Below are 22524 nucleotides of genomic sequence, written 5' to 3' on the forward strand. Positions count from 1 at the left end.
AGTGCGGACGTCCGGGTAGGCAGGGAATTGCTCGAAGCCACCAAACCTTTTGTTGAAGAGTCTTCAGCTAAAAGCTGGTGGTACGTCGGCTCAACCTTTGTGTTAATGATTTCCGCTCTAGCCATCGCGGGGATGTTGGTGTGGTGGCCGCTGAAGTTGGTGTTCGCAATACTGGGAGCACTGCTGATCGTGCGCTCCTTTATAACCTTTCATGATTACCTGCACGGTGCGATTCTCAAAGAGTCCCGGTTCGCCTACTTGCTATTTCATTCCTTCGGAGCTCTTACCCTGACGCCAACCACGTCCTAGCTTGAAAGTCACAATTATCACCATGGTCACGTTGGTAAAATCAGTGCCTCCAGTGTCGGGGCCTTCCCGCTCATAACCACCCGTATGTGGCAAGTGGCGACACCGCGGGAGCGCCTGGTTTACAGGTCCCAGCGGCATCCTTTGGTGGTATTGTTTAGCTATCCCGTTGTCTTTGGAATAAATACGACTAAAGCTAACCCCCCCCCAAAAAAAAGGCCCAGGAGCTTTCGCTTCCGGGCCTTTTTTTCAGCGCGTCAGGTTAACCACCTCAACCACACTTACTATCCCCACAAGACAAACAAGTCGCACACCCATCCATCACAATCACCGCCTTGGTGCTGCACTTGCCACACATGGTGGCGTTGGCCGGGTATTCGCTGGCGGATTCGTCGTTCTGGGGCTTTTGGCTGGATTCGAACTCCGCACGCTTTTCGGCAATGATGCGCTTGGTGGCTTCGCTCATTTCCTCGCTTTCCAGCAGGCCGATGGCCTTGAGGTGTTTCTCGATCACGGCGCCGATTTCGGCCACCAGGGAGGGCATGAACACGCCGCCTTTTTTGAAGTAGCCGCCGTTGGGGTCGTATACGGAGCGCAGTTCTTCCACCAGGAAGGTGACGTCACCGCCCTTGCGGAATACCGCGGAGATGACGCGGGTGAGGGCGATGACCCACTGGAAGTGCTCCATGGACTTGGAGTTGATGAACACTTCGTAGGGCTGGCGGCTCTCGTGGTCGGTGTCTTCATTGAGCAGGATGTCGTTGATGGTGATGTACATCGCGTGCTCAGCCACCGGCGGCTTGATTTTGTAGGTGGTGCCCAGCAGGAAATCCGGGCGCTCGATGGTTTCGTTCATCTGCACCGGCTTGGGGGCGTTATCCTGCGCTGGCGCGTCCTGTTGAGGCTGTGCGTCGGCCTTGGCCACCCGGTAACCGACGATGTTCTTGGTGATTTTAACTGTCATGTTCGTTGTCCTGTGTCGGTGGTCCCGGATTAGTACTTGCCGTAGGTGCCTTCTTTCAGGGCGTCGAAGAGGTTGGCGGCGGTGTGGGTTTCACCGTCGTATTCTACCTGTTCATTGCCCTTGAGGGTTACCTTGCTGCCGTCGTCCAGGGTGAATTCGTACAGGGTGTTCTCCAGGTCTTTTTCCTTGACCAGTACGCCCTGGAACGCTTCCGGGTTGAAGCGGAAGGTGGTGCAACCTTTCAGGCCGTTCTCGTAGGCGTACATGTAGATGTTCTTGAAGTCCTGGTACGGGAAGTCCTGTGGCACATTGGCGGTCTTGGAGATGGAGGAATCCACCCAATTCTGCGCCGCGGCCTGGATGTCTACGTGCTGGTTCGGGGTCACGTCGTCGGAGGTGGTGAAGTAGCTGGGCAGCTTCTTGTCTTCCTCGTCGGAGAACGGCATGGCGCTGGGGTTCACCAGCTGACGGTAGGCCAGCAGCTCGAAGGAGAACACGTCCACTTTCTCTTTGGTCTTGCGACCCTCTCGGATGATGTTCCGCGAGTAGTGGTGGGAGAAGCTCGGCTCGATGCCGTTACTGGCGTTGTTGGCCAGGGACAGGCTGATGGTACCGGTCGGGGCGATGGAGGTGTGGTGGGTGAAACGGCCACCTTTCTCCGCCAGTTCCGCCACCAGCTCCGGTTCTACCACGGCAATCTTCTGCATGTAGCGGCTGTATTTGGCGTGCAATACGCGGCCTTTGATCTTGTCGCCTGCCTTGAAGCCGTCCGCCTTAAGTTCCGGGCGCTGGCTCAGCATCTTGGCGGTCACTTCGAACTCGTCGTCCATGATCGGGGCGGGGCCTTTCTCGCCGGCCAGGGCGAGGGACTGACGCCAGCCTTCCACGGCCATCTCGCGGACCACTTCCTCGGTGAAGCCGACGGATTCTTTCGAGCCGTAGGGCATACGCAGCATGGCGAGGGTGGAGCCCAGGCCCAGGATGCCCATGCCGTGGCGGCGCTTGTAGGTGATTTCGTGGCGCTGCTCAGCCAGCGGCAGGCCGTTGATTTCCACCACGTTGTCCAGCATGCGGGTGAAGATGCCCACCACCTTGCGGTATTTCTCGTAGTTGAAGCTGGCCTTGTCGGTGAACGGGTAGTCGACGAACTTGGTCAGGTTCACCGAGCCCAGCAGGCAGCTGCCGTAGGGCGGCAGGGGCTGCTCGCCACAGGGGTTGGTGGCGCGGATGTCCTCGCAGAACCAGTTGTTGTTCATCTGGTTGACCTTGTCGATCAGGATGAACCCTGGCTCGGCGTAGTCGTAGGTGGAGGTCATGATGGTGTCCCAGATCAGCTGTGCCTTCAGGGTGCGGTAGATGCGGCAGGCGACCTTGCCTTCGTCGTTCAGCACGTAACCCTTGGTGACCGGGAAGTCGCGGTAGACGAACTGGCTGGCGTCGGCCAGGTCCAGGCCTTCTTCTTCGGCTTCTTTCTGGGTGACCGGGAACGACAGGTGCCAGTCGTCGCCGTTCTTGACCGCCTCGATGAAGTCTTCGGTGATCAGCAGGGACAGGTTGAACTGGCGCAGGCGGCCGTCTTCACGCTTGGCCTGGATGAAGTCGATGATGTCCGGGTGGTGTACGTCAAAGGTGGCCATCTGGGCGCCGCGACGGCCACCGGCGGAGGACACGGTGAAGCACATACGGTCGAAGATGTCCATGAACGACAGCGGGCCGGAGGTGGTGGCGCCGGCTCCGGCCACGTAGGCGCCTTTCGGGCGCAGGGTGGAGAACTCGTAACCGATACCGCAACCGGCCTTGAGGGTCAGGCCGGCTTCGTGGTTCTTCTCCAGGATGTCGTTCATGGAGTCGTTGATGGTGCCAGACACGGTGCAGTTGATGGTGGACGTGGCCGGTTTGTGGGCTTCGGCACCGGCGTTGGAGGTGATACGGCCAGCCGGGATGGCACCGTTCTGCAGGGCCCAGACGAAGTCTTTCTTCTGTTTGGTGCGGACAGATTTGTTCTCGACCTGGGCGAGGGCTTCGGCAACCCGTTCGTAGGTGCCCTGGATATCCTGGTCTACCGGCTCGCCAGTCTTGGTCTTGAGCTGGTACTTGCTGCTCCAGATATCCAGTGAAGCGTCCTGCATCTGAATTGTTGTTATGACTGCCTGTGCCTTAGCGTTCATTGCCACCCTCTGTATTTCAATCGTGCCGATTAAAGACGGCGCGTTTCGAACTCTAGCGTCTTGCTTCGAGTATACGCCGTCTTACCCCTAAGAATTTGTCGTCTGTTTTGGTGCTTTAGTAACCAGAAGCGCAACCACAACATCTGGTGGTTGTCGGGCCGGCCCGGTTGACGCTGTTGGTCGTTCGCCGGCGGCCTGGCACCTGCTGTCGGTGCTTTGATCAGTTCGAGCGTATGTTGCGCAAACTGCTCAATAATGACCCAATATATTGGTGAATTTTGTGGAAGTATAACAGGATATAGTGGTCTGTGAAGAAGGTGACAACTATTAACTTGTGCCTGATCCAGCTGGAAAATTAATGGTCGAAGTCTTGAAATGGGAAAACTTCTGTAGCCAGAACGACTTGGGTAGCCAAAAGTATAAACACTATATGTAGTGGTTAAAAAGTGGTCAAAATGACTGGATTGAGGGCGGCTGCGGGCTGGAATCCAGTGCCCGCGCCGCCACTGAGGAGGGCTAGCCGAGCAGCAGGTTGTCGTCGTCGATTTCGAGACCGCGTTGTTGCTCGAACAGCCCTAGCAGGTCCTTGACCTCCAGGCCCTGCCGGTCTTCACCGGCGATGTCGAAGACCACCTGGCCCTGGTGCAGCATGACGGTCCGGCTGCCCACTTCCAGGGCCTGCTTCATGCTGTGGGTGACCATCAATGCGGTGAGCTTTTGCTCTTCGATGATCTTCTGGGTCAGCTCCAGTACAAAGGCCGCCGTCTTGGGATCGAGGGCCGCGGTATGCTCGTCCAGCAGCAGGATGCTGGAGGGCGTCAGGCTGGCCATCAGCAGGCTCACCGCCTGGCGTTGGCCGCCGGACAGCAGCCCCATTTTGTCGCCCAGGCGGTCTTCCAGTCCGAGTTTGAGGGTGGCGAGGCTGCTACGGAACTGATCCATGTAGCGGGCTTTGACCGCCGCGGTGAGGCCTCGCCGTTGGCCCCGCTTAATGGCCAGGGCCAGGTTTTCGTCAATGGTGAGCGATTCGCAGGTGCCGGCCAGCGGGTCCTGGAACACCCGGGCAACGTTGCGGGCCCGCTTGTGGGTCGGCAGCCGGGTGACGTCCTGGCCGTCCACCAGAATCTGGCCGCTGTCCACCAGTACTTCGCCAGCCAGGGCGTTAAGAAAGGTCGACTTGCCGGCGCCGTTGCTGCCAATCACGGTCACGAACTCGCCCTGGTTGACGGTCAGGCTCATGTCTCGCAGCGCCGGGTTTTCCAGCGGCGTGCCCTTGCCGAAGGTCAGTTTCAGGTTGGATGCACTGATCATGGATGACTCCCTCAGGCTTTGTTGCGGGTGAGGCGGGCGCGGACCGAATTGCGCACGCCCGGCAGCACGATGGCCAGGGTAACCAGCACCGCGGTAATCAGGTTCAGATCCTGAGCCTGCAACCCCATGAAGTTGGCGTTGAGGGCCAGGGCAATGGCCAGGCGGTAAATGATGGCACCCACCACACAGGCCAACAGCGCGCGAAAGACGGTGGACGGCGTCAACACCGCTTCGCCGCCAATGAGTGAGGCCAGACCGATAACGATCACGCCAACCCCCATGGTGACGTCCGCCGCGCCCTGGCTCTGGGCGAACAGGGCGCCGGCCAGGCCCACCAGGCCGTTGGACAGGGCGACGCCGAGCACAATCATACCGCCGGTGGCGATGCCCTGGGCACGGGCCATGCGGGCGTTGGCACCGGTGGCGTGCATGGCCAGGCCGGTTTCAGACTTCATGAAGCGCCAGAGCAAGGCCAGGGCCACCAGGGTGACGATCACAAACAGCACCACCGGCACCTGGTGGTAAGCCAGCCCCAGGTCATACCAGGGGGTCAGTACGGTATCTTCGGTGAGCAGGGCGACGTTGGGGCGCCCCATGATGCGCAGGTTGACCGAGTACAGCGCGATCATGGTGAGAATGGATGCCAGCAGATTGAGAATGTTGAGCTTCACGTTCAGCAGCGCGGTGACTGAGCCGGCGGCCATGCCGGCCAGTACCGCCGCGCCGGTGGCCAGCCAGGGATTGACACCGCTGATAATGAGCACGGCCGCTACGGCGGCGCCGAGCGGAAAGCTGCCATCGACGGTCAGATCCGGGAAATCGAGGACACGAAAAGAGATAAAGATGCCAAAGGCCACCAGACCATAGATCAGGCCGGTTTCTATGGCGCCATAAAAGGCAATTTCACTGAGCATGGGTAGGTCTTCGCCGTAAGGGAGTCAAAAGGGGCAGCGTTCCATAAGGAAAGGCTGCCCCGGGACAGGTGACGGTTTAGCGGTTGCTGGACACAACTTCCTGCGCGGATTCGATGAGTTCGTCGCTCAGGGTGATGCCCATGCGCTCGGCCGCTGCCGGGTTGACGAACAGGTTCAGCTTGTCCACGCTTTCCACCGCCATCTCGCCGGGGTTGGCGCCTGCCAGGATGCGGGCGACCAGTGCGCCGGTCTGACGGCCATGGTCATAGTAGTCGAAGCCAAGCGCCGCTACCGCGCCTCGGCTGACGGTGGCGGTATCCGCCGCAAACACCGGGATCTTGGCCCGTTCGCCCACAGAGACGACGGCTTCGGCGGCACTGACCACGGTATTGTCGGTGGTCAAATAGATGGCATCGACTTTGCCCACCAGGGAGCGGGCCGCGCCGAGCACTTCGGACGTCTTGGTGGCGGCGGCCTTGACCAGTTCCAGGCCGCGAGCCGCCAGGCGTTCCTCAAGCATCTCAACCAGTGCAACCGCGTTGGCCTCGCCCGGGTTGTAGACGGTGCCGATGCGATTGGCATCCGGCATCACCCGTTGAAGTAGGTCAATGTGGCGGTCCAGGGGCAGCATATCGGTCACGCCGGTGATGTTACCGCCCGGGGCCTGGAGGTTGGGCACCAGTTTCGCACCAACCGGGTCGGTGACCGCGGAGAACACCACCGGGAGGTTGCGAGCCGCCGCGGCCATGGTCTGGGCGGAAGGGGTGGCGATGGCGACCACCACGTCAGGGCCCTCGCCAACAAACTTGCGGGCGATCTGCGCCGCGATGGCGGCATTGCCTTGAGCGCTCTCGTGCAGGATTCGAAGGTTGTCGCCTTCTTTGTAGCCTTGCGCATTGAGTTCGTCCTTGACGCCTTCGTACACGGCATCCAGAGCCGGGTGTTCCACAATCTGGGTGATTGCCACCGTTTTCTGGTCGTCCGCCTGTGCCAATCCGGTGGCGGTCAGGAGCAGGGCGCCCAGGAAGGTACGCAAGGTCCGCTTGGCCATAAGCCGATCTCCAACAAGTTGAGGTCAGGTGTCGGGGTGCTGATGGTCTGTCCGGGGTGCGCCAGTTTGGCGGCCGGACGTGGTCAAAAGCCCCAGGGATCAAAACGCGAAAGTCTAGCACAGCAAACCGGTGTGCGGTGGGCTTTGGCGGCGGTTTGGGGCGCCCTTCGTATGCTGGATTTTCCCTATAGACAAGTATTGTCGCGGGCGTTCCAACGGGTTATAACGGGTTGGTTTCGCCCCGCTTTGACGTGATAGAGTGTGGTGAAATATGCTACCAAAGTCGCGTGTATCAACGAGGGTCGCGCCCATCAACGAAAGCTACGTCTCTTAATGACAGTCTTATGAATCAACAGTCGTATAAATCAACGGCCGTAAAAACAGATAGTCGCTTCGCTTAACAATAACAGATACAAGGAAGGTCCATGGACACTCAACAAAAACTTCCCCTGGATATGGTTTACCACTGGGAGACCGCCAAGGCAGAATCGGTTTACCTGACACAGCCGACGGGTGGCGGTCAGGTGGTGGATTACACTTGGCGGCGTGCGGTGGGGGAGGCCAGACGTATGGCCGCCTACCTCAAGTCGCTCAACCTCCCTGAAAATAGCCGGATCGGTATTGTCTCGAAGAATTGCGCCCAATGGATCATGTCCGATTGGGCGATCTGGATGGCGGGTCACGTTTCCGTCCCGCTCTATCCCACGCTGAACGCCGATACCGTTCGCTACATTCTGGATCACAGCGGCTGCGAACTGCTTTTCGTGGGTAAGCTGGATGACTGGGACACCATGAAGGAGGGCGTGCCGGATTCGCTACCGTGCATTTCCTACCCGCTCAGCCCGCCCAACGATTTCAGGACCTGGGACGACATCGTGGCCAAATTCCCGCCGCTGGAGGAAACCGTGCAGCGGGACGCCGACGAGATGGCCACCATTGTGTACACCTCCGGCAGTACCGGTAAGCCCAAGGGCGTGATGCTCAGCTTCGGCAATATTGCCTATGCAGCTAAGGGCGGGGCCGACGCCCTGAATGTGACCGGTCAGGAACGCATGCTGTCCTATCTGCCATTGTCCCACGTATTCGAGCGGTTCGTGGTGGAAGGTGGTTCGATGTACAAAGGCTTCCACCTGTTCTTCGCGGAGTCACTGGATACCTTTGTCGCCGATCTCCGCCGGGCGCAACCGACGCTGTTCCTGGCGGTCCCGCGCATCTGGACCAAGTTCCAGCACGGTGTCTTCGAGAAAATGCCGAAGCAGAAGCTCGACAGGCTGTTGCGAGTGCCTCTGCTGCGTCGCGTGATCAAGAAAAAAATCCTCACCAATCTTGGCCTCCAGCACGTCAAGTTTGCCGGAAGCGGTTCCGCGCCGCTGTCCCACGACCTCCTGGACTGGTACCGGGGGCTCGGGCTTGAGCTGCTGGAGGGCTATGGCATGTCGGAGAACTTTGCCTATTCCCACATGACCAAGCCAGGACGTGCCCGTACCGGCTACGTTGGCGAGGGCCTGCCCGGTGTGGACGTCAAGATCAGCGAGCAGGGCGAGGTTCTGGTCAAGAGCCCGGCGACCATGATGGGCTACTACAAGGATGAGGAGAAAACCCGGGAAACCATGACGGAAGACGGCTTCCTGCGAACCGGTGACAAGGGCGAGATCGACGAGCTTGGACGTCTGAAGCTCACCGGCCGGATTAAGGAAATCTTCAAGACCAGCAAGGGTAAGTACGTGGCGCCTGCTCCCATCGAGAATCGCTTGATGAGTCACCCGGACATCGAGATGGTGTGTGTGTCCGGTGAAAACTATCCACAGCCACACTGCCTGGTGATGCTGTCGGAAGAAGCCCAGAAGCGCAAGGCGGACGACGCCTACCGCCAGCAACTGGAGGCCAGCTTCTCGTCGCTGCTCAAGTCTGTTAACCAGACTGTGGACCCCCACGAGCAGCTGCAGTTCATTGCGGTGGTCAAGGACGAGTGGAGCATTGAGAACGACTTCCTGACGCCCACCATGAAACTCAAGCGGAACGTGGTGGAAGACGCCTACCGGACCGATCTGGATGGCTGGTATTCCAAGCGTCAGGCGGTGATCTGGCAGTAACGCCTGATCCATCCACCGTCTGAAAAAAGACCTGCTTCGGCAGGTCTTTTTTTGTTGCTCGGTTAGGTGCTACCGCACCATTGGCCAGAGTTGTGGAGCGAGTGTTGGATCAGGCGCTTTAACGTGAGGTGACTGAGACTGGAGTCCCATTGGCGAGATTTCGGCAACCGATTAGACTGACCACCGACTGGGAGGGCGCTATGACGCAATTGGACCGATTTCAACACCGAATCAATGAGGCAATTCCGCTGACCCGAAGCCTGGGGGTGAGGCTGGAGCGCTATGACGGCAAGCGGCTGCTGGTGACTGCGCCGCTGGCACTTAACAGCAATCACCAGGGCACGGGGTTCGGCGGCAGTCTTTATGCCGTGGCCGTGGTGGCGGCCTGGGGTGCAGTCGAACTGTTGCTGGCGGATTCCGGATTGACCGGCAACGTGGTGGTGCAAACCGGCGGCATGGATTACCTGGGGCCTGTGGAGGAGGATTTTTTCGCTGTCAGCGAATTGCCACCTGCAACCGAGCTGGCGCGGTTTCAGAAGAGCCTGGCCCGGCATGGCAAGGGTCGTCTGAACATTGAGGCTCGCCTCTACTGCGGCGCACCCGGATTGTCACCGGAGCACAGCCAGGCCCTGGCCGTGTTTCAGGGGCGCTTTGTGGTAGACGGCGCCCATAGGTGCTCGGCAGCGGTGGTTGATAGGCAGCCGTAGCCTGGGCTGCTCAGGCCACGCTGCGGGTGTTTCCGATCGAGCGGCTCATCAGGATAATGGGCACGATGCCCGCCATGACGATGATCAACGCCGGTAGCGCGCTGTGGGCGAGCTGTTCGTCCGAGGCGAACTGGTAGACGTAGGTTGCCAGGGTGTCGAAATTGAACGGACGGAGGATCAAGGTCGCCGGTAATTCCTTCATGCAGTCGACGAACACCACCAGGGCTGCGGTGAGCAAAGTGCCCCGTAACATGGGCAGATGCACCCGGATCAGCGTCCCGCCCGGACTGTGGCCGAGGGAGCGGGAGGCCATATCCATGCTCGGAGTGATTTTTTGCAGGGCGCTCTCCACGCTGCCTGCGGATACCGCCAGAAAACGCACGGTGTAGGCGAACACCAGGGCAAAGGTGGAGCCGCTGAGCAGCAACCCGGTACTGATCCCAAACAGTTGTCTCATCCAGTCATCGAGCCAGTTGTCGAAGCCAGCCAGCGGGATGATGACGCCTACGGCCAGTACGGCGCCGGGCATGGCGTAGCCCAGGCTCGACAGGCGCATCAGCACCTGCATGCCCTGGGTGTTGTGCAGGCGCCGACTGTAGGCGAGGGTCACACCGATGAGCAGGGTGGTCAGCGCGGCCGTACCGGACAGCAGCAGGCTATTCAGCGTGTTTTGCAGGAAGGTTGGGTTCCAGCTTTCATCAAAGTATTCCCAGGCGTAGTAAGCCAGGCTCAGAGCTGGAATGACAAAGCCCAGCAAGAAGGGCAAGGCGCAGACGATCACGCAGAACCATTGGCGCTTGCGGGAGAGTGTAAAGCGCTGGATTGGTTCGCGGTTGTCCCGGGTCGCAAACTGGGATTGCTTGCGTCGCGAATAGCGCTCCAGGGTCACCAGGATGACCACGAAGGACAGCATGGTGGTGGCGATCTGGGCGGCACCGCCCAGGTTGCCCATATTCATCCAGGTGTCGAACAGGCCCGCCGTCAGTGTTTGCACCGCGAAGAAGTCAACGGTGCCGAAATCGTTGAGGGTCTCCATCAGCACCAGCGACAGGCCGACCGCGATGGCTGGGCGAGCAATGGGCAGCACCACCCGGAAAAACGTGCTAAGGGCCGAGTGGCCCAGGCTCCGGCTGACCGAAAACAGCGATGGCGACTGTTCCAGAAAGGCCGCCCTCGCCAGCAGGTAGACGTAGGGGTAGAGCACCAGGCCAATCATCACGGTGGCGCCGCCCAGGCTGCGAATCTCCGGAAACCAGTAATCCTGGGCGCTGGTCCAGCCAAAGAGTTCGCGCAGGGCAATCTGAACCGGGCCGGCGTAGTCCAGCAGATTGGTGTACACATAGGCAATAACATAGGCCGGTACCGCGAAAGGCAGCAGCATGGCCCATTCAAAGAAACGCCGGCCTGGGAAGTCGCACATGGTGATCAGCCACGCCGAGCTCACGCCGACCGCCAGCGTAATGGCGATTACTCCGACCATTAATTCGAAGGTGGTGGTCAGGTAGCGTGGCAGGGTGGTGTTGACCAGGTGGGGCCAAATATTTTCTTCAGGGAAAAACGCCAAATACAGAACGGACAGAACGGGCAGGGCAACGATGGCGGTGGTCAGGATGGCGGAGATCAGCCATCGCTTGGACGTGCGCCGGGCCAGCAAGGGTTGATGCAATTTGTAATCCGCGGGATCGGCGGGCTGGCTCATGGTCGTCCGTTCACCTGAAAAAAGGCAGGAGTTTAGACAGAGCTTGCGTGGACTTCAATGACCGCGTGCTTCGCCGGTGGATGCCGGAGCGGTGAAGCCACCGCTCCGGACCTGTGGGTCTTAGTTGTCGTAGTCGACGCGATCCACCATGCGAACGGCAGCTTCCCGGTTCTCGGCAATTTGTTGCAGAGACAGGGAATCCGGATGCATCTCACCCCAGCTGGCGACGATGCCAGAGGGTTGGATGTCCGGGTTGGCCGGATATTCGGTATTGGCTTCGGCGTAGATCTGCTGCGCTTTTTCCTGCGACAGGAACTCCATCAGTTTGATGGCGTTTTCCCGGTTCGGTGAGCTGTTGGTCAGGGCGATGCCGCTAATGTTGATGTGGGTGCCACGGCCTTCGGCGTTGGGGAACACAATGCGAACCTGCTCGGCGGCCGGACGCTGGCTCTCGTCGGCGAGCATCTTGCCATAGTAATAGCTGTTTCCGATGGACAGGTCGCAAACGCCTTCGGCAATTGCCTTGATCTGGTCGCGGTCGCCACCTTGCGGCTTGCGAGCCAGGTTGTTCTGCAGGCCGGCGAGCCAGGCTTGCGCTTCTTCTTCGCCGTGGTGGGCAATCATGGATGAGAACAGGGCAATGTTGTAGGGATGCTTGCCGCTGCGGGTGCAGATCCGGCCTTCCCACTTGGGATCGGCCAACTCTTCATAAGAGGTGATCTCACCATCCGCAACCCGGTCAACCGAGGCGTAGATCATGCGGCCACGGGTGGTCAGGGCATACCACTTGCCTTCCGGGTGACGCAGGTTTTCCGGAATATTCTGCTCCAGCACATCGTTTTCCAGCGGCTGGGTCAGGCCACGCTCGACCAGGTCGTTCAGTCGGGAGATGTCGACGGTCATCACCACGTCCGCCGGACTGTTGCGGCCCTCGCGCTCCAGGCGCTCAGCGAGGCCATTCTTGGCGAAAACCACGTTGGTTTCGATGCCGGTCTCTTCGGTGAAGGCGTTCAACAGGGGCTGCAGCAGGTTTGCTTGGCGGTAGGAATAGATGTTGACCTCATCCGCCCCGTGGGCGCTGAGAGGCAGGGCGGAGGCTACCGCGAGGGCAGCGGCGACATGCTTGATTTGCATAGCTGACTTTCCCGAACTGGTGATTGTGCGAGCAGTGCCCGTGGGCGCCGCATGGTTGAAAACAGAAACCATTCTCATTCTAGTTTTTAATAGAGTCAATGTCAGTTTAGATCAATTTGTTGAATAAAAGTGCTAATCTTGACCCTAAGCTCCCGCTTTCCAATCACTTTTGGTTAAGCTCGAGTAATGCGACAATAAGCACGATGCGCAGCAGATGTGCTGTGAAAACGATGTGCCGGTAAGAATAAGCAGAAAAGTGGTGTTGCTTCCATGACGTCTGATCGTAGAGAGCATTTGCGCACTTCCATGACCACCAAGGTGAGCGTGGAACACCCAATCAAGGGAAGGGTGGTCGTGCCGACCCGTGATATCTCGGATGGCGGGGTCTTTATCCTGGCTGCTGAGGGCGAGCTGGAGCTGGAATTGGGCGACGCGGTCAGTGTCCAGGTGCAGGGCTTGCCGGTGCCGGCGCCGGTACTGGAAATGGTGGTGGTGCGCAAGGTGCCCGATGGTTACGGATTGCAGTTTTCAGGCGACGACCAATGATGAACCGACCGCTCCTTAATCTTGTGGCCGCTATGACGCTGGCCACGATGCTCTCCGGCTGTGCCTCCTATTACAGTCATTACGCGATGTTTCCGGCCGCCAATTCCAGCGGCGAAAGTCGAATGGTCAGGCTGAGTTGGCAGTCGGCGGAGTATCCCGGCTGGTGGCTCCGGGACAATCAGGCCACCAGTATCCGTGTGGAAACCCAGTGTAGCGAACGCCAGTGGCGCTTGACGGAAGCGGAGTCGGCCGATCAGGGTGGTTGCGGCCCCGGCATCCGGGCCTGTGGCCAGGAAGGGCTCGATGTACTTGCCGAGTCTGGGCAGCCTGCGACAAAGGACTCGGTTTGCCTGGCACTGTCTTCGGGACCGTCGAACTCGCGAATAGCAACGCTGGACAGAAACCTTGAACTAACCGTGCACTGTCGACCTGCCGAAGTGAGCCGGCAATCCGGGGGTGAATCGGTCGGCATGGACTATATTCGCCCATCGGCGGTGCCCTATGTGGTTGCTGTCAAGAAGGCTCCGCGGGGGTCATTGGCGGCCAAACTGCCGGAATTCGATGACGCGGTGTGCGACTAATGTGACCGATTTCCACTCGAAAATGTGAGTGAAGTCGCGTTACTACAAATCGTTGCTGACGGCGAAATCGAGTGACATTTTGTAGCGTTTCGATAGAAGAATCCAACCAAACTGTAATGGCATCTTTCTGGTTTACCGGGAGAATAGGCAAGGTAACAAAATTGTCTGTTTCGAGGTGTCAGGTGGGTGTAAGCCAGAAGAAAGTCGCCGCTCATAGTCTTCAGGTCGGGATGTTCGTATCCGATCTCGATCGACCGTGGCATCAGACACCGTTCCCGATCCAGGGCTTCCGCATTCGTTCCGACGACGACGTGAAATCGGTGGCCTCGTACTGTTCCTGGGTCATGATTGATGTCCCGGAAAAGCGCAGTGCTGACGTTTTTGATCAGGGTTCAGTACCAATCTTCCAGCGCCGCCGTCCGGCGTCCCCGGGTGGCTCCCAGGAAGTGGTTCAATTGCCCCCCATACAGATCAAAAGTCCGGTGGCGTACCCCGAAACCGCGGCTTTCCGAAAGGAGCTCAGGGCCAGCGAGAAACTTGTGCAGGCAACGGATGAGGCGCTCCGGCAAGTCCTGGATCGTGTGAGAGCGGGGGAGATCCCAGACCTGAGGTCGCTGGCCAGTGCTGCCCAGAGCATGGCCACAAGCGTTACTCGCAATCCAGATGCGCTGCTGTGGTTGAGCCGAATGCAGCACTATGACGATTATCTCCATCAGCATGGTGTCAACACCGCAGTGTGGGGATTGGTTTTTGGCCGCTTCCTCGGGCTTGAGAAAGGTCTGCTTAATCACTTGGCGCTGGGTTGCCTGTTGGCCCAGGTGGGGAAAGTGGATTTGCCAGCTACGTTACTGCGGGACGAGGACAGTCTGTCCAGCCAGGAATTCACCGAGTACAAGTCTTATGTGGTTCGAGGGCTGGAACGCCTGCAGGATACCGGGCTGTCCAGGGCTGTCACCAGCATTATTCAGTTTCACCGCGAGCGTCATAACGGCAGTGGCTTCCCGGAAGGGCTTCGTGGTGATCGCATTCCCTTGTTGGCGAAAATTGCCGGGCTGATGGAGTACTACGAGTCGTTGATTTCCCCCAGGGACTCAGCCAGAGCCCAGACGCCGGCGCAGGCGGTCGCCTACCTGTACGAGACGCGCAACATTGAGTTCCAGGAAGACCTGGTAGAGAAGTTTATTCAGGCCATTGGCATCTACCCGATCGGAACCTTGGTGGAGCTTTCGGATGGTCAAAGAGGCGTGGTTGTATCGCACTCGCCAGAGCGCCGACTGCTGCCGAAGGTGATGGTGATGACCAATCAGGAGCATCAGTCCTTAAAACAGGCCAAGATCATCAATCTGGCTCGGCACAATGCCGAGCTGTCGGCCGAATCCAGCTTGTTGGTGAAAGGCTGCTTGCCTCGCGGCACGGATGGCCTCGACCCGGGCCGGTTTGATGTCACCGGGGCAGAATCGCGCTGGCGTTTTGGCAAGCTGCTCGGTGGTTGAGTCCGCTCGGCGGGGTTACTGAATCAGCACTCGAAGCTGTTTCCTCAGCCAGCGGTAGTCACCTTCCGGACGGAAGTTGACCAGTAGATCCGATTCCCCACCCGCCTCTCCGGTAATGAAGTACTCGACGGTTGCGCTTTGCCAGTCGTAGGCGTGAATGGCGACGTCTGCCTCCCTCAGGCTGACGGCTTCGAGAGTGGCCAGCTCGGGCTCTGCGCCAATTTTGCGCAGGCGTACGCTGTGTATGGCGGTGTCTGTTGCCGGGTGGGCCGCTGTCTCAGAATCCAGGTAGTACTGATTGGCATAGGTTCGGGTCGCCAGATCCAGCTGCTGTGTCAGGTAATTCTCTGCCTTCTCGCTATCAAATTGCTCAAGGTTGCGTACGGCGCTTGCAATGCGCTCGCGTAGGCCAATGAGATCTTCCTGGTAGAGCAGCTCTGGATCTCGCTCCTCCACGTCGATCGGGCGTGGGGGAGCGGCGTCAATTTCGGCCTGGGTGGGCGGAGTGTCGCAACGGGTGTCCCCTTCGGGGTAAAAGCAAATCTGGGCCAACAACTGATTGGCGGGTGATGGGGTCAGACCGGCCGCTTCGAATTCAGCTGGGTCGACGCTGAAGTCAATGGGGGACTCCTGCTGTGCCAGGGCCGCATTGAGCTGCTCAATCACCCGATCCCGAATGTCCAGGGTCTCTCCCTCCGCGATGGTTTCATTCCAGTTAAGCGCAAGCAGGAACCGCGTCATGTTGAGCAGGGTGGGGTCTTGCAGCAGTTGCCGTTCGGTGGGCCGGTGATCCCGCAGGCCTTCGTCATTGACCCCAGGGGATTGCAGGGCGGCGCGGGCGCTGGCCTGGAAGTCCATGGGCGTGATGATGTCATCTGCCGGCACGTCCGTGACCAGCACCAGGTCGCCAACACCAATTTGAAGTCGCTCGCCCGGGTAGTACTGGAACTGTCCGGTGTCGTTCGTCACGCCAGTTGCACTGGCGCTCCGATAACTCAAACCACGGATTCCGGAGACAGTCACCTGACCGGTCAGGTGGTCGTTATCGCTGCCGGAACCGTCGTCGTGCAGACAGCCGGTCAGCAAGATCAGGGCGGGGAGCGTGCAGAGCTGGGGCAGTGTCTTCAACAGCTGAGGCATGGCGGGTGAACTTCCGATTTGGCGCAGCGAGACTGGCGCACGGTTTGTAACTTGTTGTAATCGCCATTATAGAAATCTCCGGTTGTCGAGATCCGGAAGCCCGTCGCAGTTTGGCCGATTGTTCTATCGATAGGCGCGCGCCGGGGCCTTGAAATCCTTAGCCAGCGACACAACCTACAAAGCCTGGCCTGACAAATTCGCTCCCGGCAACTTGCCGAACATTCGAACGTTACGGAACCGATTATGAGCCACGCGCTGGAAATTAAGGGGCTGAGTAAAACCTATGGCGATGGGTTTGCGGCCCTCAAGGGCATTGACCTGACCGTAGCCGAAGGGGATTTCTTCGCGCTGCTGGGACCCAATGGTGCCGGTAAGTCCACCACCTTGGGCATCGTTTGTTCCCTGGTCAACAAGAGCGGGGGGGCGGTGAAGGTTTTTGGTCATGACATCGACACCGACTTGTCTGCGGCCAAGATGCATCTGGGGGTGGTGCCTCAGGAGTTCAACTTCAATCAGTTCGAGAAGGTGTTTGACATCGTCACCACCCAGGCCGGCTATTACGGCATTCCACTTAAACAGGCGGCGGCATCCGCAGAGAAGTACCTGAAAAAACTGGGGCTCTGGGACAAGCGCGATACCCCGGCCCGAATGCTCTCAGGCGGTATGAAACGGCGGCTGATGATCGCCCGTGCACTGGTTCACGAACCGGGATTGCTGATTCTCGATGAGCCCACCGCAGGCGTGGATATCGAGCTCAGGCGGTCCATGTGGACGTTCCTCGAGGAGATGAACCGCCAGGGCACCACCATCATACTGACCACCCATTACCTGGAAGAGGCGGAGGCGTTGTGCCGTAACATCGCCATCATTGATCACGGCCGCATCATCAAGCACACCAGCAAGCGCGAACTGTTGCAGCAACTCAACCTGCAGACCTTTGTTCTGGATACCGAATCGCCCTTGTCCTCGGCGCCTGTGCTGGAAGGGTTTGCAACCCGATTGGGCGACGAGGGCGCGCTGGAGGTGGATGTCGAGAAGTCTCAGAGCCTGAATGATGTGTTTGTGCAGTTGGAGCGCGAGGGCGTTCGCGTTCAAAGCATGCGCACCAAGGCTAACCGGTTGGAGGAGCTATTTATCCGGATGGTTGAGGAAAATGCTCGGGAAAAACTGGAGGAAGCCGTATGACCCCACGAGCCATGGCCGTCGCCTTCTCCACCATCGTCGTGCGAGAAGTTCGCCGTTTCACCCGTATCTGGGCGCAAACTCTGTTGCCGCCGGCGGTCACCATGACGCTCTACTTCATCATCTTCGGTAATCTGATCGGCTCCCGGATTGGTGAAATGGGCGGTTTCGATTACATGTCCTATATCGTACCGGGGTTGATCATGATGTCGGTGATCACCAATTCCTATGCCAACGTGGTGTCGTCGTTTTTCTCCATGAAGTTCCAGCGCAGCATCGAGGAACTGCTGGTGTCGCCGGTCCCAAACTGGGTGATTCTGGCCGGCTATGTGGCTGGCGGAATGGCCCGGGGGCTGAGTATTGGGGTCATTGTTACCCTGCTGTCGCTGGCCTTTACCCAATTGCAGATTCACCATTTGCCCGTCATGGTGCTGACAGTGATCCTGACTTCGGCGCTGTTTGCCCTGGGAGGCTTTATCAACGCCATGCTGGCGACCAAGTTCGACGACATTTCCATCGTTCCCACCTTTGTGCTCACCCCGCTAACCTACCTCGGTGGCGTGTTTTACTCCATTCAACTGCTGCCGGAGTTCTGGCAGGCTGTGTCCATGGCGAACCCCATCCTCTATATGGTGAATGCGTTCCGCTATGGCATTCTCGGTGTCTCGGATGTGAACGTGGTGGTGGCACTGGGGATGATCCTGGTGTTTATCTCAGTCCTGTCGGCGGTTGCCCTGGTGATGTTGAAACGCGGCAAAGGCATTCGCCATTGATCGCGACGTATTGATTGAGGAACGAGAATGGCCCTACACGACGCACCTTTGGGTAAGAGCAGTGAGTACCCGGAGCAATACAGTCCTGACCTGCTGTTTCCAGTGCCCCGGGACGACAATCGCCGCCGCCTGGGGCTGCAGGATGGCCGTTGGCCGTGGTTTGGGGAAGATCTCTGGCAGGCCTGGGAAGTTTCCTGGCTCCGGCCTTCCGGCGTCCCTGCGGTGGCCTGGGCGGAGTTCAGGGTGCCAGCCGCATCAGCGGCGCTGATTGAGTCCAAGTCCTGGAAACTGTATCTGAACTCACTGAATCAGACGGTGTATTCAACTCCCGAGCAGCTTCGGGAGACGGTGGAGCGAGACCTGTCCAGCGCCTGTGGCGCGGCAGTCCAGATGCGATTGTGCAGCGTGGATGACACCGCGGTCGCTCAGGGACGCCCGGATGGGTTTGAGCTGATCGACGATGAGCCGGTGGCGTCCGTCCCCCGCGACTATGACCCTGCGCGACTGACGGCGGGTGAGGGCCGGGTTTCCGAAAAGCTCTGTTCCCATCTGCTCAAGAGTAACTGTCCGGTGACCGGTCAGCCGGACTGGGCCACCATCACCGTGGAATATACCGGGCCGGTGATTGACCGGGCGGCTCTTCTGGCCTACATCGTGGGATTTCGCCACAAGCAGGATTTCCATGAGCACTGTGTGGAAACGGTCTTTGTGGATATCATGCGGCGCTGCCAGCCGGAGTCGCTGACGGTCTGTGCCCGATATACACGACGGGGCGGGCTGGATATCAATCCCTGGCGCAGCACCGAACCAGGTTCGGTGCCATCCGTCAGGCTGGTGCGACAGTAACTGCGGGTGACTGGCGGGGCGGAATTTCCGACCTACAGTTTACAGTTCTTCGTGACGTAGGCGGTCGGCGGCATCTTCCAGTGCCGCCAGAATACTTTCGCGTTCTTTTTCTGTAATCTTGTCTGAGTCCAGGTACATGGCAAAGCCGCTGTGCTCGTGTTCCAGGAAACTGCGGTTGGGGCCAATGTCCCGACGGAAGTCGACAACCTCGTAGATGGGGACCGGGCGGCCGAACCCCTTTACGGTGATTTCACCCTTGTCCCGGCACATGATCTTGTCTTTGATCAACGAGAAGGTTTCGTAGGAGACCAGGATTTCGCCGGGATTGGCGAGGGATTCCAGGCGGCTTGCCAGATTGACCTCTTTTCCGATGATGGTGTAGTCCATGCGATTCTCGGCACCGAAGTTGCCCACGGTGGTGTAGCCGGTGCTAATGCCCATGCGAATCTCCAGTGGCGTCTTGATGCCCTGGCTGCGCCATTTTTGCCGCATGATCTTCATGTGCTTTCGCATTTCGATGGCCATGGAGACACAGGCGAAGGCGTCCTCGCGCTGGCCACGGCTAGTGGGATCACCGAAAAACACCATGATGGAGTCGCCGACGAACTTGTCGATGGTGCCGCCGTACTTCAATGCGACTTCGGACATCTCGTTGAAGTAGTGATTGAGCAACTCGGTTAGCGCCTCCGGCTCCATCTCTTCGGAAAGTTCAGTAAACCCCTTGATATCCGAAAAGAAAATGGCCAGTTTTTTGCGCTGGGTTTCCAGGCGTACATCCCGTTCGCCGGTGAAGATGGATTGCCACACCTGGGGTGACAGGTATTTGGATAACTTATGGGATAGTGCGATGGATTGCTCGCGCTGGTTCTGGATCTGGGTCTTTGCCGTCATCAGATTCCGGGCCTGCTGGTGGGCATAAAAGGCGGTGACGCAGATGTACAGACCGGTGGCAAAAATCGAGGCCATGCTGGTCAGCAACGGGGCTTGAAAGGACGCCGGTGGCCCATGAATTGCGGCGGAGACAATCATGGCGCCAATCATCAACACCATGCCGTACAGCCACTGCCGGATGCCGCCGACAATCAGGCAACTGAAACTCAGCATCAGAACCACCGCCGCGGAGGGAATCGCGATCAGGTTGAGGGCGCCAATCAATCCGCCTCCAAAGACGCAGTCCAGCAGCAGCATTTTGTTTCGAATGCGATGGGATCGGCCCAGGGGCGTTCGCCGGGTGAGGACAAACGCGACATGCGGCCACACCAGAGAGGCGGCCAGCAGCCAGTACAGCCACGACGCGAAGACGGCCTCGTGCAGGCCAACCGCAAGGAAGCCAGCGGTTGCGGTGTAGGCCAGAACGCGACCATTGTAGTCTGGCATGGGAGGCACGGCCACAGGCTGGTTATGGGCGTCAAACCCCAGCGTTTTGCCCGTGTTCAGGGGTGCGTTCATCATTCTAGAACCGGATTCGGCCAATTAGCATGTCTTTCAACATGACCCAGTCGCCCAGGAGGCTGTACAGTGGGTATTTGAAGGTTGCCGGGCGATTTTTCTCGAACAGGTAATGGCCGATCCAGGCAAAGCCGTAGCCGATCACCGGCAGCAGCCACAGGTAGACCAGCCGGCCCGACAGCAGGGCGTATGCGGCCACCAGTAATACCAGTGTACTGCCAAGGTAATGCAGGCGACGACAGGTGGGGTCGCTGTGCTCTTCCAGGTAAAACGGGTAAAACTCGGCAAAGGAGCTGAAGGCGCGATCACTGCTCATTATTGTTCTTCCAAACGATTTGATCGTTCTGCTGGAGTTCCGGCGGAATCCGGGCAGACCATTCTACGACTAAAGACTAACAGCATTGCGTGTGCACGACAATTCTGGCAGTTTTGCGCAGTTCGTGAAAAAACGTCCACTACTGTCGATTATCGGGGTTCATTATGACAGATGTAATTGAGGCCATTCTTCAACGCAGCTCGGAACCGAGACTGTCCGCTCCGGCCCCGTCGGCGGACGAGCTGGCACGGCTGTTCGAATGTGCGTTCCGGGCCCCGGATCATGCGCTGTTGCGGCCTTGGCGTTATCTGATCATTGAAGGGGAGGGGCTGCACGCCCTGGGTGAACTCTACGCCCGCACCGGGGATTCCGAGGAGGCCAGGGACAAGTTGCGCAAGATGCCGCTTCGGGCGCCAATGGTGATTGTGGGCATTACCTCGCCCAAACCGCACCCCAAGGTGCCGCAGATCGAGCAGTCCATGTCGACGGCGGTTGGCATGGGCTACCTGCTGCTGGCGCTGAATGAGGCCGGCTATGGCGGCATGTGGCGAACCGGGGCTCTGGCTTACGATTCCCAAGTCAAGTCGGGGTTGGGGCTGGCGGAGCACGAATCCATTGCAGGGTTTCTGTATGTGGGCTCGGTCAGCAGCGAGAAGCCGGCCGTTCCCCGGCCGATCATGTCTGAGCTGGTATCCAGCTGGCCAGCGAAGCCTTGATAGCCCGCCCCCTGCCGTAACCGGCAGGGGAAAGACTTTGCCGCTTTTCCGGCTTTTGCCGCGGCACTGCCCCTACTCATCTCACTCCGCTTTCCCCGTTACCTCCTGCCAATCCCTTGAGGTTGGCCACAGCTAAAAAACTGGCACCCTGCTTGCTTGGTCTTTGGAAACCACGCAGCGCCAACCTTCACGTTGCCGCGCGGCGCAATGTTACGGAGGCGGTATGGCGATTTCACTGGATATGGCATTAGGCATTCACCAGCACGCGCTGCAGGCAAGAGTCCAGCGCGCCGAGGTGCTGGCCAACAATCTGGCCAACGCCGACACACCGGGATACAAGGCTCGGGATGTGGATTTCCGGGCCATGATGGAACAGGCCCAGGGCCAGATCAGCGGTATGCAGATGACTCGCACCGACGATCAGCATATGGACACGTCCGCAGCCCCAGGGACGCCGGAATTGCTGTACCGCAACCCGCATCAGCCTTCCATCGATGGCAACACGGTGGACAGTCAGTTGGAGCAAAGCCTGTTCATGCGTAACGCGATGGATTTCCAGGCCAGCTTCCAGTTCCTTAACAGTAAATTTGCCGGCTTGACCAAGGCGATCAAGGGTGAGTAGGTCTTGAGGCCAGTTGAGTAAACGCGTCGAGTTAGTGCAGTCGAATCAGCACAGGAGAGTCGCCATGTCCCTTGGAAACATTTTCGATATTGCCGGTTCCGGTATGACCGCGCAGTCGCTGAGGTTGAATACCACCGCCTCCAACATCGCCAACGCCGAGACTGCCAGTTCCAGCATTGACACCACCTATCGCGCTCGCAAACCGGTGTTTGCGACCATTCAGCAGAGTTTGCTCAATCCCGGTCAAGCCGGGACCGGTTTTGCCCCAGAGGGTGCGGGTGCGGGCGTTCGGGTTGAAGGTATAGTCGAAAGCGACGCTGAGCTGCAGATGCGTTTTGAGCCGTCCCATCCGGCCGCAGATGAGGAAGGCTATGTTTTCTACCCCAACGTCAATGTGGTGGAGGAGATGGCCGACATGATGTCGTCGTCCCGTAGCTTTGAAATGAATGTGGACGTGATGAACACCGCGAAATCGATGATGCAGCGCATTTTGACCCTGGGTCAGCAGTAATT

General features: G+C 58.8%; 21 protein-coding genes and 1 pseudogene. 12 read left to right on the forward strand and 10 right to left on the reverse strand.

Translation table 11 applies throughout. From position 1 onward, the window contains the following. Positions 1-309 (forward strand): annotated as a pseudogene (locus N6L25_RS11845) (fatty acid desaturase family protein); the annotation flags it as partial. Positions 310-577: 268 nt separating this feature from the next. On the opposite strand, the gene N6L25_RS11850 reads toward N6L25_RS11845, so the two are convergent. The 5 genes from N6L25_RS11850 to N6L25_RS11870 all read right to left on the reverse strand — a co-directional run bounded on the left by N6L25_RS11850 (position 578) and on the right by N6L25_RS11870 (position 6714). After that, positions 578-1270 carry a TSCPD domain-containing protein gene (locus N6L25_RS11850; protein ID WP_271980536.1) on the reverse strand — a complete coding sequence of 231 codons (693 nt, stop codon included), beginning with the start codon at positions 1268-1270 and terminating at the stop codon, positions 578-580. A 29-nt stretch (positions 1271-1299) separates the two neighbouring features. After that, positions 1300-3438: an adenosylcobalamin-dependent ribonucleoside-diphosphate reductase gene (locus N6L25_RS11855; RefSeq protein WP_271980539.1), complete on the reverse strand. Its 2139-nt coding sequence runs from the start codon at positions 3436-3438 to the stop codon at positions 1300-1302. A gap of 516 nt (positions 3439-3954) precedes the next feature. Next, complete coding sequence (locus tag N6L25_RS11860; RefSeq protein ID WP_271980541.1) at positions 3955-4749, reverse strand: ABC transporter ATP-binding protein; 795 nt, start codon at positions 4747-4749, stop codon at positions 3955-3957. 11 nt (positions 4750-4760) lie between these two features. Then, positions 4761-5663 (reverse strand): ABC transporter permease, encoded by a 903-nt coding sequence (locus N6L25_RS11865; RefSeq protein ID WP_271980543.1) that lies wholly within the window; start codon positions 5661-5663, stop codon positions 4761-4763. 76 nt (positions 5664-5739) lie between these two features. Then, on the reverse strand, positions 5740-6714 hold the full coding sequence (locus tag N6L25_RS11870; protein WP_271980545.1) for an ABC transporter substrate-binding protein: 975 nt from the start codon (positions 6712-6714) through the stop codon (positions 5740-5742). A gap of 425 nt (positions 6715-7139) precedes the next feature. On the opposite strand from N6L25_RS11870, the gene N6L25_RS11875 reads away from it, so the two are divergent. Both N6L25_RS11875 and N6L25_RS11880 read left to right on the forward strand, forming a co-directional pair. Beyond that, on the forward strand, positions 7140-8807 hold the full coding sequence (locus N6L25_RS11875; RefSeq protein WP_271980547.1) for an AMP-binding protein: 1668 nt from the start codon (positions 7140-7142) through the stop codon (positions 8805-8807). Between the two features lie 200 nt (positions 8808-9007). Beyond that, on the forward strand, positions 9008-9514 hold the full coding sequence (locus tag N6L25_RS11880; protein WP_271980549.1) for a YiiD C-terminal domain-containing protein: 507 nt from the start codon (positions 9008-9010) through the stop codon (positions 9512-9514). 10 nt (positions 9515-9524) lie between these two features. On the opposite strand, the gene N6L25_RS11885 is transcribed toward N6L25_RS11880, so the two are convergent. Both N6L25_RS11885 and N6L25_RS11890 read right to left on the reverse strand, forming a co-directional pair. Next, complete coding sequence (locus N6L25_RS11885; RefSeq protein ID WP_271980551.1) at positions 9525-11213, reverse strand: ABC transporter permease; 1689 nt, start codon at positions 11211-11213, stop codon at positions 9525-9527. A gap of 120 nt (positions 11214-11333) precedes the next feature. Beyond that, on the reverse strand, positions 11334-12347 hold the full coding sequence (locus N6L25_RS11890) for a Fe(3+) ABC transporter substrate-binding protein (RefSeq protein WP_271980553.1): 1014 nt from the start codon (positions 12345-12347) through the stop codon (positions 11334-11336). Positions 12348-12617: 270 nt separating this feature from the next. Here N6L25_RS11890 and N6L25_RS11895 point away from each other — a divergent pair, with 270 nt between their 5' ends. The 3 genes from N6L25_RS11895 to N6L25_RS11905 all read left to right on the forward strand — a co-directional run bounded on the left by N6L25_RS11895 (position 12618) and on the right by N6L25_RS11905 (position 14967). After that, a complete protein-coding gene (locus N6L25_RS11895) occupies positions 12618-12893 on the forward strand; it encodes a PilZ domain-containing protein (protein WP_271980555.1) in 276 nt (91 codons plus the stop codon). Continuing rightward, positions 12890-13474 (forward strand): hypothetical protein, encoded by a 585-nt coding sequence (locus N6L25_RS11900; RefSeq protein WP_271980557.1) that lies wholly within the window; start codon positions 12890-12892, stop codon positions 13472-13474. The genes N6L25_RS11895 and N6L25_RS11900 overlap by 4 nt, the downstream gene beginning before the upstream one ends. 182 nt (positions 13475-13656) lie before the next feature. Then, positions 13657-14967: an HD-GYP domain-containing protein gene (locus N6L25_RS11905; protein WP_271980559.1), complete on the forward strand. Its 1311-nt coding sequence runs from the start codon at positions 13657-13659 to the stop codon at positions 14965-14967. Positions 14968-14982: 15 nt separating this feature from the next. Here the strand turns inward: N6L25_RS11905 and N6L25_RS11910 are convergent, their stop codons facing one another. Beyond that, positions 14983-16107, reverse strand: coding sequence for an organic solvent ABC transporter permease (locus N6L25_RS11910; protein ID WP_271980562.1), 1125 nt, complete (start codon positions 16105-16107; stop codon positions 14983-14985). Between the two features lie 243 nt (positions 16108-16350). On the opposite strand from N6L25_RS11910, the gene N6L25_RS11915 reads away from it, so the two are divergent. The 3 genes from N6L25_RS11915 to queF are packed head-to-tail and all read left to right on the forward strand — an operon-like array spanning position 16351 to position 18908. Then, the gene (locus N6L25_RS11915; RefSeq protein WP_271980564.1) at positions 16351-17292 is read left to right on the forward strand and encodes an ABC transporter ATP-binding protein; all 942 of its coding nucleotides are present in this window, start codon (positions 16351-16353) and stop codon (positions 17290-17292) included. Beyond that, the gene (locus N6L25_RS11920) at positions 17289-18062 is read left to right on the forward strand and encodes an ABC transporter permease (RefSeq protein WP_271980566.1); all 774 of its coding nucleotides are present in this window, start codon (positions 17289-17291) and stop codon (positions 18060-18062) included. Before N6L25_RS11915 ends, N6L25_RS11920 begins: the two co-directional genes overlap by 4 nt. Positions 18063-18089: 27 nt before the next feature. Next, positions 18090-18908, forward strand: a complete 819-nt coding sequence (gene queF / locus N6L25_RS11925) for an NADPH-dependent 7-cyano-7-deazaguanine reductase QueF (protein WP_271980569.1) — start codon at positions 18090-18092, stop codon at positions 18906-18908. A gap of 39 nt (positions 18909-18947) precedes the next feature. Here the strand turns inward: queF and N6L25_RS11930 are convergent, their stop codons facing one another. Further along, positions 18948-20360, reverse strand: a complete 1413-nt coding sequence (locus tag N6L25_RS11930) for an adenylate/guanylate cyclase domain-containing protein (RefSeq protein WP_442915238.1) — start codon at positions 20358-20360, stop codon at positions 18948-18950. 1 nt (position 20361) lies between these two features. Continuing rightward, entirely contained in the window at positions 20362-20673 is a 312-nt protein-coding gene (locus N6L25_RS11935; RefSeq protein WP_271980572.1) for a DUF962 domain-containing protein, read from the reverse strand. A 164-nt stretch (positions 20674-20837) separates the two neighbouring features. Between N6L25_RS11935 and N6L25_RS11940 the strand changes: the two genes are divergently transcribed. The 3 genes from N6L25_RS11940 to flgC all read left to right on the forward strand — a co-directional run bounded on the left by N6L25_RS11940 (position 20838) and on the right by flgC (position 22522). Next, positions 20838-21389 carry a nitroreductase family protein gene (locus N6L25_RS11940; RefSeq protein ID WP_271980574.1) on the forward strand — a complete coding sequence of 184 codons (552 nt, stop codon included), beginning with the start codon at positions 20838-20840 and terminating at the stop codon, positions 21387-21389. Between the two features lie 223 nt (positions 21390-21612). Beyond that, positions 21613-22011 (forward strand): flagellar basal body rod protein FlgB, encoded by a 399-nt coding sequence (flgB, locus tag N6L25_RS11945; RefSeq protein ID WP_271980577.1) that lies wholly within the window; start codon positions 21613-21615, stop codon positions 22009-22011. 64 nt (positions 22012-22075) lie between these two features. Continuing rightward, entirely contained in the window at positions 22076-22522 is a 447-nt protein-coding gene (gene flgC, locus N6L25_RS11950; RefSeq protein WP_271980579.1) for a flagellar basal body rod protein FlgC, read from the forward strand. Positions 22523-22524: the final 2 nt, after the last annotated feature.

The sequence above is a fragment of the Marinobacter sp. SS21 genome (genome assembly GCF_028369065.1).
GTDB lineage: Bacteria > Pseudomonadota > Gammaproteobacteria > Pseudomonadales > Oleiphilaceae > Marinobacter.